At 38.7% G+C, this 243-nt stretch carries 1 protein-coding gene; it reads right to left on the bottom strand.

Annotated features, from left to right (window positions below):
- The coding region (locus E0D98_RS27220) for an ISAs1 family transposase (RefSeq protein WP_131891745.1) at positions 1–243 on the bottom strand (243 nt) is incomplete at both ends.

Here is a 243-nt window from a genome sequence, read left to right as displayed (position 1 = left end):
ATTGCGTAACTGTCATGCTCTGGATTATTTAATTCTTTCAGCGGAAATTTTTCCTCAAAGGCTTTATTTAGCCGCCCCTGGTTTCCTTTTACCGCGAATAAATAATCACCTCCCTGTTTTTGTATCTTCTCTGCAATATCTTTCTGGCAACCCATCGCATCAGTTGTGATGATTTTTCCTTTAATATCCATCATGTTAAGAAGTTCAGGAATGGCTGTAATCTCATTGGATTTCTCATCCGTC

The sequence above is a fragment of the Escherichia sp. KCJ4928 genome (assembly GCF_004352695.1).
In the GTDB taxonomy this organism is placed as follows: Bacteria; Pseudomonadota; Gammaproteobacteria; order Enterobacterales; family Enterobacteriaceae; genus ECMA0423.
The sequence above is the reverse complement of the archived record's forward strand: the minus strand, read 5'-3'. Positions and strand labels throughout refer to the sequence as shown.